Origin of the sequence: Cobetia sp. UIB-001 (genome assembly GCF_044789135.1) — a bacterium.
GTDB classification, from domain to species: domain Bacteria; phylum Pseudomonadota; class Gammaproteobacteria; order Pseudomonadales; family Halomonadaceae; genus Cobetia; species Cobetia amphilecti.
In genome coordinates, this window is record NZ_CP058244.1 from 1,953,811 (window position 1) to 1,969,507 (window position 15,697).

A 15,697-nucleotide genomic window follows, 5' to 3' on the forward strand; every position below is an offset into this window, starting at 1 on the left:
CACATGCAGGGGGCCTTCAAGAGGCCGAGTCCCCACAAGCTGCAGACAATCTACGCAGCATATAATGTCATCAAGCGTCAGGCGATGCTGCCAAGGTGGCAGCTGGCAGTGGAAAGTGCTGAATCAGCGCTTCATTGCTGATATTTCACATGTCTCATGGCGCCACGGCCGATTGATTTACCGTGGGTCGCCAGGTCACGGCCACCTATACTGGCCTGTAGTCGCTCGTTGGCTGCCTATCGCTGCCTGATCACGTGTCGTGCCATCAAAGGTTCATTCGCTGAGGGAGTCATCAGGATGAGTTCGAACCGATCCCGCAAGTCCTCGTCTGAGACGTCACTTGTCGATCAGCGTGAGCCTTCGCCGCTGCGCAGAGTCGTGATCTGGGGGCTGGCCATCCGGCTGTTTCACCTGCTGCTGATCCTGGCGATCATCGGCATGTGGTACACCGCCGAGGTGGGCGCAGGGCTCGATTTTCCGATGGTCTGGCATGCACGGCTGGGATATTGCGTGATCGGGCTGGTGGTGTTTCGCGTCATATGGGGGCTGGTGGGCAGCGGGCATGCTCGCTTCAGCCGCTTCGTGGCGTCACCGCGCACGACCTGGCGCTACGCCGCTGATTTCCTGACGGGGCGCGCGCCACGCCATGCAGGCCACAATCCCCTGGGGGGCTGGATGACCCTGGTCATGTTGCTGGTGCTGGCGATTCAGGCCTCGAGCGGACTGTTTCTCACCGATGATCTGCTGTTCGAAGGGCCCCTGCATGATCGGGTTTCAGCGAGTGTCGCCGAGGGGCTGGCCTGGGTGCATCACACCAATATCACGCTGCTGTGGGGGCTGATCGCCCTGCATCTGATGGCCATCGTCTGGCATGGCCTGCGCGGTGAGTGGTTGATCTGGGCGATGGTGCATGGCCGCAAGCATTTCAGGCGCGATGAATCGATAGTGGATGAGGGCGAGCCAGTGCCACCTTCACGGACACCTAAGTGGCTCGCGCTGGGGCTGGCGATCGGTATTGCCGTTCTGGTCATCTGGCAGGGTTCGCAGTTGCCGTAAGCTCTGCTCGCTTACACTCATGCTTTCGCTCTGACTTTCGCCCTCAAGTATGCCAAGACGCAAAAGCGCCGCCACGAGCAAGCTCATGGCGGCGCTTTTGCGTCTTGGCGAAGCTTTGGCTATATCAGTCAGCGCGATACTGCTGATGACAGCCCTTGCAGGTCTTGGCTGTCTCGACGAACTGGCTGCGCAGGGCGTCAAGGTCCTGACTGGCGGCGGCGTCGGCCAATGCCCGGCTCTGCGTCATCAGCGCCTCTGCACGCTCATCGAAGCCTGCACGGTCACTCTCTATCTTGCTCAGCGCGTCGGTATCACCGTCGTAGGAGCCGGCGATGAAGCCCTCCCATGGCATCTGCGCCAACAGCGCCAGTCGCTCGGCGCGGGTGCGAAACTCCTCGGCATCATAATCCTGCTTGCCCTTGACCATCGCGCCCATCGGACTGAACTGCCATGCCAGCGTCTGGAAGACGGCCTGGCGATACTGGATGGCATCTTCCGTCTTGTCAGCCAGTGCCGCAGGCGACGCCAACAGGCTGGCAAGCACCACGCCAGCCGCCAGCACGCCAGTGGTCAGGCAGTTGCGCGATATCCCCGCAGGGCGGTAGCGCGATACGCCCGCAGGGCGTGGAAAAGACAAGTGTGTTGTCAGGCCGATCATGGCAAAGCCTCGCTGTGGTCAACTCGCAAAGCCGATACAGCATGGGCGGCTCGCGATGGTTGAGGGGACACGCAGGAAGAAGCGGTGGGTAGCGGTGGGGAAAGCGGCAAGCCGCCGTGGGAAGGCGCAAACCGATACCCGCCATTCTAGTCGCCTATTTTAGTCGAACAAAACGCGACGAGAAGGGCGGGCAATGGAGAGGCCAGGGCTTGATCAGGCCTGCGGCTGACGCTTGAGGTTGCGCGAGCGGAAACGGGCGTAAGCCATGCTGGAAATGAACAGCCCCAGCGCCGCCAGTGCTTCCAGTACGCCGATGACGGCGTGGCCAGGCACACCGGCCAGCATCACGCCCTGCATGATGTAGAGCAGGCTGACGAAGGCCAGCCAGACATGACCACGTGCCCGGCGGGTGAAGATGGCGGGCAGAAACAGTGCGATGGGCAGCAGGCGGATCAACAGCGGCAGCAGGCCGCTGTTCTCGCTCTGCGCCATCAGCTGAATGCCGCCGATCAGCAGCAGCAGGGCGACGGCCGCAAAACTTGCGATCACACCGCGACGGCTCTTGGCTTCGAGCGTATCGAGGCCCTGCTCACGTTCCAGTCGTTCAAGCCAGGCGCGCATCTATTTCGTCTCCCTGAGAGGTTGCATGGCAAGGGCCAGGCGAGCGATACGCTTGCCTTGCGCCAGTGCCAGGCGCTGTTCGTTGTCATCGACATCGTTGTCGCCACGCTTGCCGCTGACGTGGGTCGTGCCGTAGGGCGTGCCGCCCTGGGTGGTCTCGAGCAACTCGGTGGCGCTGTAGGGCACACCGGCATACACCATGCCATGATGCAGCAGCGGGATCAGCATGGTGATCAGCGTGGTTTCCTGACCGCCATGCAGAGAGCTTGAGGCGCTGAAGGCGGTGGCAGGCTTGTCGATCAAGGCGCCGTTCATCCACAGCTCGCTGGTGGAGTCCAGGAAGTACTTGAGCGGCGCCGCCATGTTGCCGAAGCGGGTCGGGCTGCCCAGCGCGAGGCCCGAACAGTGACGCAGGTCGTCCAGCTCGACATACATGGCCCCGCTGTCGGGGATTTCCGGCTCGGTCTGCTCGCAGGTGGCCGAGATCTCGGGCACCCGGCGCAGGCGTGCCTCGACACCGCTGATGGACTCGATGCCGGCGGCGATCTGCTCGGCCAGCGTGCGGGTCGCACCATGGCGCGAGTAATAGAGGACGAGGACGTACGGCGTCGCGTCGGGGGTCGTTGCGGACATGAGCTTCCTCAGGTGGATGACAATCTATCGAAAGGGGCAAGCGGGGCTTGCGTGAGCACACTCTGTCATCAGGGGATCAGGCGTCGCTCAACAGCACCAGCACATCTTCGGGCGGGCGACCGATGACGGCACGGGTGCCATCATCGAGAATCGGCCGCTGCATCAATTTCGGCGTTGCGGCAATCGCGTCAAGGCGTTGCGCATCGCTGGGGTCTACAAGGCCCAGTGCCTTCCACTCGGCTTCGTTCTCACGGGTCAGAGCCCGCGCCCCGCCTTCCACTCGGGCAGCCAGGGCCTCGAGCTGCTCACGATCGAGGGGATCTTCCAGGTAGCGGACGGTCTCGAAGGCATCGCCCTCGAGGCGCGCGGTCAAAAGCGCCAGTGTTTCCCGTGACTTGGAGCAGCGTGGGTTATGGTAGAGTTTCAATATTGACATGACTGTCTCCGTTTCCGGACAGGTGATGGGTTTCACGCAAGCGCTACTGGCCATGGCCGGCGGTGGCGAATGAATCAGGCACGCATTGTAGAGGGGCGCACAAGAATGCCACAACTGCCAGGGATCTCGCGGGTCATGCCCGCCATCGGCGTCATCCTCAAGCTGGTATCACGTTTCAACTATCACGACGGCAAGAAGACCGCGTCGGCACTGACCTATACGACGCTGTTCGCCATCGTGCCCTTGATGACGGTCATCTATGCGATGTTCGCCGTCATTCCGAGTTTCGACGGCGTGGGCGATCAACTGCAGACCACGGTGTTCTCCCAGTTTCTGCCCTCGACCGGCGCCACGGTGCTCGAGTATCTCAACGAGTTCTCCGGTCAGGCGCGCAATCTGACCTCGGTGGGTCTGATCTTCCTGTTCGTGACATCGGTGATGATGATGATCACCATCGAAGGCGCCTTCAATGCCATCTGGCAGGTGCCGGAAGGGCGCAAGGGACTGTCGAGCTTCCTGATGTACTGGGCCGTCCTGACGCTGGGGCCGCTGATGCTGGGCTCGGGCTTTCTGCTGTCGTCCTTTCTGACCTCGCTGTCCTTCTTCGACTCGGCCGCCGAGATGCTGGGCGGCAAGGCCCTGTTGCTGCGTCTGTTGCCACCGCTGTTGAGCGCTGCGGCTTTCACCTTCATCTATGCCGCGGTGCCCAACTGCAAGGTTCGCCTGCGTGACGCCGCGGTCGGCGCGCTGACCACGGCGCTGGCGCTGGAGCTGGCCAAGGCGGGCTTCTCGCTGTACGTGACGCATTTCCCGTCCTATCAGGCCATCTACGGCGCCTTCGCGGCCGTGCCGCTCTTCCTGCTGTGGGTGTTCCTGTCCTGGTGCATCGTGCTGCTGGGGGCGGAAGTCGCGGCCTGGATGGGTGAGCGCTCCAATGCTGACTGGCATCGCTGGCCGCCGTTCTGGCAGACCCTCGGCGCCGTGATGCTGCTCAAGGATGCCCATGAGCGCGGTGAGCCGCTGTCCGATGATCGACTCACGGAAGTGCTGGGCAGTCGTTACCGTCGTGTGCTCAAGCCGCTGATCACCGAGAACATCGCCAGCCAGACCCAGGATGGCCAATGGGTGCTCGGGCGTGATCTCAGTCATTACTCGCTGTGGGAGATGGCGCACGCCTTGCCGTGGGAATTGCCGGCCGGCGAGGCGGGCGAAGCGCCGCATCCGCGCCTGGAACCCCTGCGTGAGGCGCTGGCGCGTGCGCGTGCCGCCGAGAAGGAGCGCATGACCTGCGGTCTGGTCGAGGTGTTGCCCAGTGTCGGTGAGGTGGGTGATGAGGCCATGACTCAAGAAGAAAAAGACCCGCAAGATCCGCAACTTGCGACTTCCTGAGCGGCACTGGAACGCGATTGCAAGGTGACAGTCTGATGCCGAATGGGCAGAATGCGCACCCTGTGCCGTCTGCTCATGCCGACGGGGGTTGAGGCGGATGCCGATGCCCCGATATCGAAAGCGATGACGGCAATGAAAAGGCCCGACACCTGTTCGGGCCTTTTCCTTTGTCTCTCGCACATTTCCCGGAACCGCTCGCCTGTCTTGCCGCAATTCGGCCTGCCCGCTGAAGAGCCTGACTGAGGGATGAGCGAGGTAAGGGCGAGGTAAGGGCGAGGTAAGGGCGAGGCATGGGCGAGGCATGAGTGAGGCAGGTCAGCTGGCGGCTGCTCGCCGGGCAGACACGCAAGTGAAAGGTTGGCATGCCAGACTGGCGACGGCGCCTTGCCCGCAGCCTGATGTGTCCTTTGCGCGACCTGTGCGCCAGCGCCAAAGCGAGCGGCGAGAGCTGGCAGTCTGCCGGTGGCCAGGCACGATGGAATTGACGATGTGGCGTGCCAGTCCCTGGCGCGCCTGCCATGCATGAGGGTGCCGTTCGCGACGCCCGCTGGAGGTGACAACCCGCCGATGAAAAGCTCTGCTCCTGAGAAGGCCCCGCTGGTCAAGCTGCGTGGCATTTCCAAGACCTTTGGTGATCGCAAGGTGTTGGACAGCCTTGACCTGGATTTGAACGATGGTGAGTTCGTCACGCTGCTGGGCCCGTCCGGTTGCGGCAAGACCACCGTGCTGAGAATGATCGCCGGCTTCGAATCGCCGGATAGCGGCACCATCACGCTCGAGTCGACGGCCTTGCATGAGCGTCCCGCTCACCAGCGCCCGGTCAATACCGTCTTCCAGAGCTATGCGCTGTTTCCGCATATGAACCTCTACGACAACGTGGCCTTCGGGCTGCGCATGGAAAAGGTCGCCAAGGCCGAGATTCATGAGCGGGTGCGCGAAGCGCTGGAGATGGTGCAACTGGCCCATCTGTCGGACCGCCGCCCGGACCAGCTCTCCGGCGGGCAGCAGCAGCGCGTCGCGATTGCCCGCGCCGTGGTCAAGCGTCCCCGCGTCCTGCTGCTCGATGAGCCTCTGTCGGCGCTGGATTACAAGCTGCGCAAGCAGATGCAGAACGAGCTCAAGCGCCTGCAGCGTCGCCTGGGCATCACCTTCGTGTTCGTCACCCACGATCAGGAAGAGGCGCTGTCGATGTCCGATCGCGTGGTGGTGATGCGCGAAGGCGGCATCGAGCAGATCGGTACGCCGCGTGAGGTCTATGAATCGCCGAGCACGCTGTTCGTGGCGCGCTTCGTCGGTGAGATCAACCAGCTGGCGGCGCAGGTCGTGCGCCCCGCGGCGACGGCCGGGCGCATCGAGATCACGCTGCTCGGTCAGACGCTGGAACTCAGCAGCCATGGCCGCACCTATCAGGGCGGAGAGGCGGTGCAGGTGCTGCTGCGCCCGGAAGACATGCGACTCAAGGGCGCCGAGGACAGCGAAGGCTTCCCGGCGCGTGTCATCGAGCGCAACTACAAGGGCATGACCCTGGACACGGTGCTGGAGCTGGACAGCGGTCAGCAGTTGCTGGCCAGCGAGTTCTTCGACGAGGATGACCCTGACTTCGATTACCGCCTCGGCGAGCGCGTGCGCGTCAGCTGGGTGCCGGACTGGGAGATCATCCTGCCCGATGATGAGCCGGCCGTGACGGGGGCGGGTGCATGAGTCTGGTGCGCAATCCCTTCAAGACCGCCACCCTGACCATCATCTGGGGCTGGCTGATCGTGCTGGTGCTGGCCCCGACGCTGCTGGTGGTACTGGTCAGTCTGATGCCGGAAAACACCGGCCAGCTGCTGGGCGGTGAGCTGTCGCTGAGCACGCTGTGGCAGGGCTTTCTGACCAACTATGGCCAGATGATCAGCCCGGTGTACCTGAGCGTCTTCGGTCATTCGCTGTGGATCGGCCTGATCACGACGCTGATCTGCCTGCTGCTCGGCTATCCCTTCGCGTGGATGATCTCGCGGGCCAGCCCGCGCCTGCAGCCCTTGCTGCTGCTGTTGGTGATCATTCCGTTCTGGACCAACTCGCTGATCCGCATCTATGCCCTGCGCACGCTGATCGCGACGCGCGGGCTGCTCAACGATGTGCTGATGAATCTCGGCCTGATCGATGCGCCGCTGCGTCTGCTGTATACCGAGGAGGCGGTGATCGTGGGGCTGGTCTACATGCTGCTGCCGTTCATGATCCTGCCGCTGTATGCCGTCTTCGAGCAGCTGAGCCGCCCGACGCTGGAGGCGGCCCGGGACCTTGGTGCCAATGGCTTGGCCACCTTCCGCCATATCGTGCTGCCGCTGACCATGCCGGGCATCATCGCGGGCGTGCTACTGGTGTTCCTGCCGGCGATGGGCATGTTCTATGTCTCGGACCTGCTGGGCGGTTCGCGCCATCCGCTGATCGGCAACATCATCAAGGGTCAGTTCCTGGAGGCCAACAACTGGACCTTCGGCGCGGCGATCAGCGTGATGCTGACACTGGTGATGGCGTTCCTGCTGCTGGCCTATTACCGCAGCGTCAAGCTCTTCAAGCGTGAGGTGACCCTATGAAGGCGAGCGCCGCGCTGCGTTGGTTCAGCCGCTGTTATCTGACGCTGATCTTCACGCTGTTGTATGTGCCGATCCTGGTGTTGATCGGCATCTCGTTCAATGACTCACGCAATCCCTTCGTGTGGGGCGGCTTCAGCCTGCGTTGGTACGACAAGCTGCTGGGCAATGGCAATCTGATGGAGGCTGCGCTCAATACGCTGTGGCTCGGGGTCACGGCGGCGACGCTGGCGACCCTGATCGGCACGCTGACGGCCACTGCGCTTTATCGCTATCGCTTCCGCGGCAAGCCGCTGCTCAATGGCATGCTGTTCACGGTGATGATGATGCCGGACATCGTGATGGCGATAGCCTTCCTGGCGCTGTTCATTGCGTTGGGTATCCAGCTGGGCTATTTCTCGCTGCTGGTCTCGCACGCCACCTTCTGTCTGCCGTTCGTGGTGATCACCGTCTATTCCCGCCTGACGGGCATCAACCCGCAGTTGCTGGAAGCGGCGCGTGATCTCGGTGCCAGTGAAGCCCGCGCCGTCTGGCACGTGCTGGTACCGGCGCTGATGCCGGCGATCGCCTCCGGCTGGCTGCTGAGCTTCACCCTGTCGCTGGATGATGTGGTGATCTCGACCTTCGTCACCGGGCCGACCTTCGAGGTGCTGCCATTGCGCATCTACTCGATGGTGCGACTGGGGCTCAAACCTGAAGTGAATGCATTGGCAACCCTGCTGTTGGGGCTGTCGCTCTGTCTGCTGTTGATTTCACAGTTGTTGCTCAAGGAGAAAAAATAACATGCAAGGTACCCGTTTCCCGCTGCGCGCCGCTGGCCTGATGGCTGCCGTCAGCCTGGCTTCCGTGGCCACATCCGCCCCCGTTCTGGCCGCGGATGACAGCGACAAGGTCCTCTACGTCTACAACTGGACCGAGTACATGCCCGATGAGGTCATCGAGCGCTTCGAAGAGCAGACCGGCATCGATGTCGTCTACTCCACCTTCGATTCCAACGAAGCGATGTACGCCAAGCTCAAGCTGCTGGACAGCGACAACAGCTACGACCTCGTCTTCCCGTCGACCTATTACATCGACAAGATGGCGCGTGAAGGCCTGCTGCAGAAGCTGGATGTCAGCAAGCTCGACCATTTCGAGGACCTCGACCCCAACCTGGTCGATCGTGACTTCGACAAGGGCAACCAGTACAGCGTGCCTTACATGTGGGGCAGCGCCGGTATCGGTTACAACCCGGACTATGTCGAAGAGGGCGCACTGACCAGCTGGAACGATCTGTGGAACGACAAGTATCGTGACAAGCTGCTGCTCTCCAACGACATGCGCGAAGTCTTCCATGTCGCACTGGCAAGCCTCGGCTTCAGTGGCAACACCACGGACCCGGACGAGATCAAGGCGGCCTACGAGAAGCTGACCCAGCTGATGCCCAACGTGCGTGCCTTCAACTCCGATGCGGCGCGCGTGCCCTTCATGCAGGGCGAGGTCGATGCCGGCCTGATCTGGAACGGTGAGGTCTATCAGGCCAACCAGGAAGGCGTGCCGGTCGAGTATGTCTATCCCAAGGAAGGCATCATCCTGTGGATGGACACCATGGCGATTCCGTCCAACGCGCGTCACGTCGATGCGGCCTATCAGTTCATCGATTACCTGATCAGCCCGGAAGTCAGCAAGGAAATCAGCGAATACGTGGGTTACACCACGCCGAGCCTGGCGGCCAAGAACATGATGGACCCGGAAGTGCGAGACAACCCGGTGGTCTTCCCGACTCAGCAGGATCTCGCCCGCGGCGAATTCCAGACCGATGTCGGCGATGCGCTGTCGATCTATCAGAAGTACTGGGAGCAGCTCAAGACCGGGCATTGATCCGCCCTTTAGGCGTGATGACGCAAGAAATCACGTCAGCGACTTGAGCTGAACCGACGCCCCGAGGCATGCTCTGTCTCGGGGCGTCGTCGTTTGTCGACCTTGGCTGCGCGCTCCACGTAATTGACACGTCCTGGTGAAGACTGGAGGGTGCCATGTCACGTTTTTCCCCTGCAATGATGTCGGCGGCGCATGCCCGTGAGTTGAGCAGTGCCGAGGCGGATGATCTGTTCAGTCGTGAGATGCAAGGCGTTGCTCCCCTGACGCGCGGCAAGGACCGCGCCGATGTCACCACGGCCCGCAAGGGCCCCAGCGAGGCTCAGCTGGCACGGCGTGAAGACGCGCAGAAGACCCTGGGCAATGAGCTGGACGGGCTGTCCGACAGCTACGTGGAGCATCTCTCGCCGCATGACCCGGTCGAGTTTCGCCGCGATGGCATCCAGACCGGTGTGCTGGAACGCTTGCGCCAGGGGGGCTACCCACCCGAGGCGCAGCTCAATCTGATGCGTCGTCCGCTCATCGAGTGTCGGCGTGAGGTGCATCGCTTCATTCAGGATGCCTGGCGCAGCGAGTTGCGCTGCCTGCTGGTGATTCATGGCAAGGGGCGTGACAGCGAATCGCATGCCGCCTTGATTCGTGCCTACCTGGTGCACTGGCTGGAGCAGATGCCCGAGGTGCAGGCCTGGAGCAGTGCCACACCGCGCCATGGTGGACTGGGTGCGACGCTGGTGATGTTGCGCAAATCCCGCACGGCGCGTGACAACAACCGCGAACGGCACCAGAAGCGGCGCGGCTGATCGCCACGAGCAGCAAATCCCGCAAGCAGTCAAATCTCGCAAGCAGTCAAATCAGACGACAGAAAGCCGACAATAGACACAAGAAAGCCCCGCCAGGCCGCGATCATCGCGAACTGGCGGGGCTTTTTCATGCTCATGGTTCAAGCTGACTATTGCACGCTGTAACCGCGACCGGTGAAGCAGGCACTCAGCGCGCGGCGATAGGTGTCTGCATTGCTGGCAGTCACGGGCGGTGCCGCGGAATTGGCTTCGGCGCCACTCTGCTGATTGGCCCAGCGATGGCACTCATAGCGATCACGCGCTTGCTGGTCTTCGCTCTGGCCCTTGGTGGGGTAGGCGATGACATCGACTGCCGCGGCCGTGAGTGTCGCCTGAGCGGGGGCCTGGACCGGCAGATACTGCTGCTGACTCTCTTCCCACAGGTAATAGGTGCCTGCCGCCAGGAAATACAGCGTAGCGCCCACCCAGACACCGCGCGCCCCTGCGGGCAGGCCATGACCGTGCCCCGGGCCGCCCGGTGCCCAGCGAATCAGCCGACCGGGCTCACCATGGCCGATCACGATGTCGGGGCCTATGTAGCCCGGACCATCGAAGCGCCCATGCCCCGGGCCCGCCATGGCGGACGTGGTCGGCAGGGCACTCAACAGGGCGAGAGACAGCGCGAGCGCGCGCAGGGGGCCCTTGCCGGAATGACGATTGCGACTCATGCGTTTACTCCTGTGTGACCAGCATGGCATTTGAGTGTGCCGATGACGTTGGGTGCCAGCGTGCAAGCATCAAGAAAACAAATGGCATCCTGCGCCATGTGTGTGCCGAGAAGTTGGACGGTAGTTGGACAAGACATTGGTCATGTAGTCATCAGGTGATATTATCCGCGCGCAAACTGATCATGTTTTTTCATTATAGTGTTGTTTGCCAGCAGGGCGCCGAGACAGCTCACGGCGTCTCTCCCGGACACTCACAAGGAAATCACCATGCGCAATACCCCTGCAGCGGGCGGTGGCGAAGATGCCAGTGCCGAGCCGCGCACCGGCTTGTTTGCCAAGGTCAACCCGCCGGTCTTCTTCGGCGCGAATGCCATCATCCTGTTATTGGTGATCTTCACCGCGGTGTTCTCGGATACGGCCATGTCCGTGTTCGAGTCGGTCCAGCATTGGATCACCAACACCGTGAGCTGGTTCTACATCCTGTGCGTGGCCATCGTGCTGATCTCGGTGGTGTATGTCGGCTTCTCACGCCATGGCGAGATTCGCCTGGGGCCGGACCACTCACTGCCGGACTACAGCAACGTCACCTGGTTCGCGATGCTGTTCTCGGCGGGCATGGGCATCGGCCTGATGTTCTTCGGCGTGGCCGAGCCGGTGATGCACTTCCTCAATCCGCCGACGGGCACCCCGGAGCAGGTCGAGACCGCGCGTGAAGCGATGAAGCTGACCTTCTTCCACTGGGGGCTGCATGCCTGGTCGATCTACGCCATCGTCGCGCTGATTCTGGCCTATTTCAGCTATCGCCATGACCTGCCGCTGACGCTGCGCAGTGCCTTGTATCCTCTGATCGGCACGCGCATCTACGGCCCGATCGGCCATGCGGTGGACATCTTCGCCATCGTCGGCACCGTCTGTGGTGTCGCCACCACGCTGGGCTACGGTGTGGCACAGGTCAATGCCGGGCTCTCGCACCTGACCGGCATGCCGAACAACGACTGGACCCAGGTCGCGATCATCGTCGTGATCACCGGCCTGGCCACCATCTCGGTCGTGACCGGCCTGGACAAGGGCATCCGCATCCTGTCCGAGATCAACCTCGGCCTCGCCGTGGTGCTGTTGCTGTTCGTGCTGCTGCTCGGTCCGACCGCCTTCCTGCTCAAGGCGTTCGTCCAGAATTCCGGCTTCTACATGGCCGATATCGTCGGCAAGACCTTCGAGCTCTACGCCTACGAACCCAATGACTGGATCGGTGGCTGGACGCTGCTCTACTGGGGTTGGTGGATGTCCTGGTCTCCGTTCGTCGGCATGTTCATCGCGCGTGTCTCGCGTGGCCGTACCATCCGGGAATTCGTGATCGGCGTGCTGTTCGTGCCGGCCGGTTTCACCCTGCTGTGGATGACCATCTTCGGCAACACCGCCATCTCGATGATTCTGGAGCAGAACGTCACGGCGCTGGTCGATACCGTCAACGACAACTATTCGCTGGCCCTGTTCACCTTCCTCGAGCAGCTGCCGCTGTCGTCCATCACCTCGGTGATTGCGCTGGTGATGGTCATCGTGTTCTTCGTCACCTCGGCGGATTCCGGCTCGATGGTGGTCGACATGCTGGCCTCCGGTGGTCGTGAAGACACCCCGATCTGGCAGCGTATCTACTGGGCCTTCGCGGTGGGGCTTTTGGCCATCGTGCTGATGCTGGCCGGTGGGCTGGGGGCGCTGCAGACCGCCACCATCGCCACCGCCTTGCCGTTCGGCATGATCCTGCTGGCCGCGATCTTCGGCTTGCTGCGTCAGCTCAATCTCGAGTCCGTCAAGCGCCGCTCGCTGTCGGTGAACACCGCAGCCGCGACGCCGATGGGCGAGAAGGGCAACTGGCGCAAGCGTGCCCAGCACCTGATGAGCTTCCCGACGCGCGCCATGGTACGTGGCTTCCTGCGCGGCACAGTCGCGGAAGGCATGCAGGAGCTGGCCGAAGAGCTGCGTAGCCAGGGACTGGAAGTCGACGTCACCATCAGCCGTGATCGCGTCTACTTCAATGCACGCCATGGTGAGGAAGATGACTTCATCTACGGCGTGCGCATTCGCTCTCACCTGCGTCCGGACCTCAATCTGGATCAGGAAGACGAGGGGGATGAAGAGGACTACTGTCGTGCCGAGGTCTTCCTCAAGGAAGGCGGTCAGTCCTATGACCTGATGGGCTACAGCAAGGACCAGGTCATCAATGATCTGCTCGAGCAGTACGAGCGTCATATGCACTACCTGCACCAGCTGCGTCTGAGCCAGTCCGTCGGTCAATGATCCGAGCGGGCAGTCAGTGACGCTTCACGCGTCGCCATGACGCAAGAGCCCCTTGTGGAGAGATCCGCCGGGGGCTTTTGTCTGTCTGGATGAGGTTCCCTGAAGGAAGCGGCCTGGATAGGACCTCTGTCGAAAGACGCCGCAATGTGAGGCCTCTTTTTCTCGGCTCAGGCATTAGCTCTGCTTATCCAGACGGCGTCGAGATCTTATTGGTCTCGCAAGCGGGGGGCCTATAGCATGGACTCTCCCCACAAAGTCGCATATCGGCTGGGGTCAGATGACATGCCGTGGCGTTGTCGTCTGCCAAGGTTCCCGCCCATGTCTGGCCGAAGGTGAACGCGATCTGCCCGCAATGTCCCCATGACGACTGAGGTTCCTTGAGCCCCGGCATCCGCAGTCATGAACAACGATACCGCTGTCATGAACGACGTTACCGCTGTCATGAACGACGGTACTAATGTCACGAACGACGATAGCGGCATCATGAAAAATGATAATAAAAACCCGTCACGAGGTAGAAACATGTTGAAAGGAAAGGAACTGGATGCACTCATCGAGCAGCGAGGTGTCCTGAAGGGACTCAACTCGACGCTCGGTATCACCGCGATCACCATGACCGTGTTCTTCATTCTCTATGCGATTCTGTTGGGCAAGACGGCCAGCGATCAGTTTCTGGGCATCAAGGCCTGGATAGAGAGCACCCTGGGCTGGTACTACGTGCTGGTGATGTTCTCGACCTTCGTGGTCTGTCTTTACGTGATGTGTTCGCGTGTCGGCAAGATTCGGCTGGGGCGTGACGATGAGCGTCCCGAGTTCAGCAACTTTGCCTGGTTCTCGATGCTGTTCGGCTGCGGGACCGGCGCGGGCATGCTGTTCTTCTCGATGTCCGAGCCCATGATCCATTTCGCGAGTGACTGGAGCGGCGGCAATCCGTTTCTGAGTGCTGACGTCAAGGCGGCCGTTGCCGCCTTCTTCGAGGCCAAGCAGGCCGCCCTGGCGAGTGGTCTCATGCCGGGGGACGAAGGCTTCCCGGTGCCTGACAGCCGCGTCGCGGAAGCGGCCGCCGGGGGCATCAAGCTCACCGTCTTCCACTGGGGCACGATCGCCTGGGCCATGTATGCCATCGTCGGGCTGTCACTGGCTTATTTCGCCTTCCGCAAGGGCCTGCCGCTCTCGATGCGCTCGGCCCTCTATCCGCTGATCGGCAACCGGATCTACGGGCCCATCGGGCACACCGTCGATATCCTGACCGTATTCGGTACCATTTTCGGCATCGCCACCACGCTCGGTCTGGGCGTCGAGCAGATCGGCTCCGGCCTGATGTCACTGGGCCTCATCGAAGAGAAGTCGCGCATGGTGACCGTGGTCTCCATCGTGTTGATCAGCGTCATCGCTACCCTGTCAGCGACCAGCGGCGTGGCACGCGGCATCAAGCTGCTTTCCACCTTCAATACCTGGGTCTGCCTCGGCATCCTGGCCTACTTCCTGCTGGTGAGCGACGCCAACTATCTGATTGCGAGCTCCATCACCGCGCTCGGGGATTACCTCACCGATGGCGTCTCGATGACACTGTGGACGGCGCGCACGCCGGACGAGCAAGTGTGGCAGGGCGGTTGGACCATCTTCTACTGGGGCTGGTGGATCGCCTGGGCCGGTTTCGTCGGCATGTTCATTGCCCGCATCTCGCGCGGCCGGACCATCCGTGAATTCATTCTCGGGGTGATGGTCATCCCTTCCATCGTGGCGCTGGTCTGGTTCGGCGTCATCGGCTCGGCGGGGATCTATCAGTCCCTGTACGGGGCCGACATGGGCATCTACACGGCTGCGGTCACCAACTGGGACTACGCCGGCACCCTCTACCACTCGTTCGAGGTGCTCACTCCCGGCATCGCCGCGACCGTGGCCAAGGTGGCCGCGCTGGTCGTGGTGATCATCTTCTTCGTCACGTCTGCGGATTCCGGCACCCTGGTGCTGGGACGCCTGCTGGCCTTCGGTCGTCGTCCTCCGGTTCAGCAACGCATCATCTGGGGCATGATGCTGGGCGCCGTGACCTTGATCCTGCTGTTGCTGGGGGGCGATCAGGCGCTCAAGTCCCTGCAGGCTGCCTCGATCGCCGGGGCCTTGCCGTTCACCTTCGTGCTGATCGCCATGATGATCGGACTGTTGAAGTCGCTGCGCGAGGACGGCGAAACGATGATCGAGAACGAGGAGCATATCCGCAAGATGATCGAGAACGAGGTCCGCGACCTCTCCTGAGTTGCCGTTTGCCAGACGTATGCGCCTGACGCATGTGTTCGGTGTGCAAGACATGAGGCCTCTGCCCCCCCGGCAGGGGCCTCGTTGTTTCTCGCTGTCGGGTGAGAGGCGAGGCCTCGCTCATCCATGTCAGCGATTTTCCTGTTTGGACTCAGGGCTGTTTCCCTGCTCCAGAGCAGGCCTGCGCATGTCACCAAGGTCGCAAGGCAATATCAAACGTACGTATGTTCCAATGCTGACAGGTCCATCGATTCCGCCAACGGCGCGTAGCATCGGTTTGCGGCTATGCTGTCGACAGTGAAGGGCCCACAGGCTGACACCCACCCGACGGAGTCCCGACAGCGCCTCACCACGCATCTCACCACGATGTCTTTCGACCTGGTCTCACAACGACGTCTTGCAACGACGTCTAC

14 protein-coding genes are annotated in these 15,697 nt (G+C 62.0%); 9 read left to right on the top strand and 5 right to left on the bottom strand.

Going from position 1 to position 15,697, the window contains the following annotated elements; genetic code table 11:
- The first annotated feature begins 297 nt into the window (after window positions 1-297).
- Complete coding sequence (locus HA399_RS08220) at window positions 298-1,056, top strand: cytochrome b/b6 domain-containing protein (RefSeq protein ID WP_404326799.1); 759 nt, start codon at window positions 298-300, stop codon at window positions 1,054-1,056.
- Between the two features lie 124 nt (window positions 1,057-1,180).
- On the opposite strand, the gene HA399_RS08225 is transcribed toward HA399_RS08220, so the two are convergent.
- The 4 genes from HA399_RS08225 to HA399_RS08240 all read right to left on the bottom strand — a co-directional run bounded on the left by HA399_RS08225 (window position 1,181) and on the right by HA399_RS08240 (window position 3,404).
- On the bottom strand, window positions 1,181-1,693 hold the full coding sequence (locus HA399_RS08225) for a c-type cytochrome (protein WP_404326801.1): 513 nt from the start codon (window positions 1,691-1,693) through the stop codon (window positions 1,181-1,183).
- Between the two features lie 234 nt (window positions 1,694-1,927).
- Window positions 1,928-2,335: a DUF2069 domain-containing protein gene (locus HA399_RS08230; RefSeq protein ID WP_153635739.1), complete on the bottom strand. Its 408-nt coding sequence runs from the start codon at window positions 2,333-2,335 to the stop codon at window positions 1,928-1,930.
- Window positions 2,336-2,968 carry an NAD(P)H:quinone oxidoreductase gene (gene wrbA / locus HA399_RS08235; RefSeq protein ID WP_043333572.1) on the bottom strand — a complete coding sequence of 211 codons (633 nt, stop codon included), beginning with the start codon at window positions 2,966-2,968 and terminating at the stop codon, window positions 2,336-2,338. It lies immediately after the preceding gene.
- A 76-nt stretch (window positions 2,969-3,044) separates the two neighbouring features.
- Window positions 3,045-3,404, bottom strand: coding sequence for an arsenate reductase family protein (locus HA399_RS08240; RefSeq protein WP_043333573.1), 360 nt, complete (start codon window positions 3,402-3,404; stop codon window positions 3,045-3,047).
- A 105-nt stretch (window positions 3,405-3,509) separates the two neighbouring features.
- On the opposite strand from HA399_RS08240, the gene HA399_RS08245 reads away from it, so the two are divergent.
- From HA399_RS08245 to smrA, 6 genes are all read left to right on the top strand, one after another.
- The gene (locus HA399_RS08245; RefSeq protein WP_404326802.1) at window positions 3,510-4,793 is read left to right on the top strand and encodes a YihY family inner membrane protein; all 1,284 of its coding nucleotides are present in this window, start codon (window positions 3,510-3,512) and stop codon (window positions 4,791-4,793) included.
- A 567-nt stretch (window positions 4,794-5,360) separates the two neighbouring features.
- On the top strand, window positions 5,361-6,494 hold the full coding sequence (potA, locus tag HA399_RS08250) for a spermidine/putrescine ABC transporter ATP-binding protein PotA (RefSeq protein ID WP_107334825.1): 1,134 nt from the start codon (window positions 5,361-5,363) through the stop codon (window positions 6,492-6,494).
- Window positions 6,491-7,372: a spermidine/putrescine ABC transporter permease PotB gene (gene potB / locus HA399_RS08255; RefSeq protein WP_043333577.1), complete on the top strand. Its 882-nt coding sequence runs from the start codon at window positions 6,491-6,493 to the stop codon at window positions 7,370-7,372. Before potA ends, potB begins: the two co-directional genes overlap by 4 nt.
- On the top strand, window positions 7,369-8,151 hold the full coding sequence (gene potC / locus HA399_RS08260; RefSeq protein WP_043333579.1) for a spermidine/putrescine ABC transporter permease PotC: 783 nt from the start codon (window positions 7,369-7,371) through the stop codon (window positions 8,149-8,151). Before potB ends, potC begins: the two co-directional genes overlap by 4 nt.
- Window position 8,152: 1 nt before the next feature.
- Complete coding sequence (locus tag HA399_RS08265) at window positions 8,153-9,229, top strand: extracellular solute-binding protein (RefSeq protein WP_197738736.1); 1,077 nt, start codon at window positions 8,153-8,155, stop codon at window positions 9,227-9,229.
- 155 nt (window positions 9,230-9,384) lie between these two features.
- Entirely contained in the window at window positions 9,385-10,026 is a 642-nt protein-coding gene (gene smrA / locus HA399_RS08270) for a DNA endonuclease SmrA (protein WP_234368186.1), read from the top strand.
- Window positions 10,027-10,175: 149 nt separating this feature from the next.
- Here smrA and HA399_RS08275 read toward each other — a convergent pair whose 3' ends face one another.
- Window positions 10,176-10,733 carry a hypothetical protein gene (locus HA399_RS08275; protein WP_216060601.1) on the bottom strand — a complete coding sequence of 186 codons (558 nt, stop codon included), beginning with the start codon at window positions 10,731-10,733 and terminating at the stop codon, window positions 10,176-10,178.
- Between the two features lie 267 nt (window positions 10,734-11,000).
- Here HA399_RS08275 and HA399_RS08280 point away from each other — a divergent pair, with 267 nt between their 5' ends.
- Together HA399_RS08280 and HA399_RS08285 are read left to right on the top strand one after the other, a co-directional pair.
- The gene (locus HA399_RS08280) at window positions 11,001-13,028 is read left to right on the top strand and encodes a BCCT family transporter (RefSeq protein WP_404326805.1); all 2,028 of its coding nucleotides are present in this window, start codon (window positions 11,001-11,003) and stop codon (window positions 13,026-13,028) included.
- Window positions 13,029-13,550: 522 nt separating this feature from the next.
- Entirely contained in the window at window positions 13,551-15,284 is a 1,734-nt protein-coding gene (locus HA399_RS08285) for a BCCT family transporter (protein WP_404326806.1), read from the top strand.
- Window positions 15,285-15,697 lie beyond the last annotated feature (413 nt).